At 71.8% G+C, this 433-nt stretch carries 1 protein-coding gene; it reads right to left on the reverse strand.

Features of this window, described 5'->3' with window-relative positions; translation table 11 throughout:
* Nucleotides 1–433, reverse strand: a 433-nt coding sequence (locus tag I6F37_RS40705) for a phosphoenolpyruvate carboxylase (protein ID WP_225154477.1), incomplete at both ends; no start/stop codon positions are given.

Consider the following 433-nt stretch of genomic DNA (forward strand, 5'->3'; position numbering starts at 1 on the left):
GTTCGAGCTCGGCCTCGACGCGTGGGATCACCTCGAACAGGCTCGCGTCGTAGTAGCGCAGCGCTTCACCGATCTCGTCTGCGACCCGGAGCTTCGACAGCCGCAGCAGGGCGGTCTGCCAGAGCGTGAGGATGCGCACGGCGAGGCGCGGCTCGACCTCGTCGCGTTCGGCGGGGTCGGACCCGCCGGCCCGGGCGGTGAGCAGGGCGGCGACGTCGCCCAGCACGGTGAGCACGGTCTGCCGACGCACCTCGGTGGGATGAGCGGTGATGACCGGGGCGACGACCAGCTCTTCGACGAGACGTCGCAACTCGACGGGCTCGATCCCGGCGGTTCGCAGGCGATCGAACGCCGCCGCAAGGCTGCCTGGCTGCGGGCGCGAACCGGAGCGGCGGTGGAATCGTCGCCGCCGTTCGTGGTGGACGTCCTCGGC

It is taken from the genome of Bradyrhizobium sp. NBAIM08 (genome assembly GCF_020193935.1).
GTDB classification, from domain to species: Bacteria; Pseudomonadota; Alphaproteobacteria; order Rhizobiales; family Xanthobacteraceae; genus Bradyrhizobium; species Bradyrhizobium yuanmingense.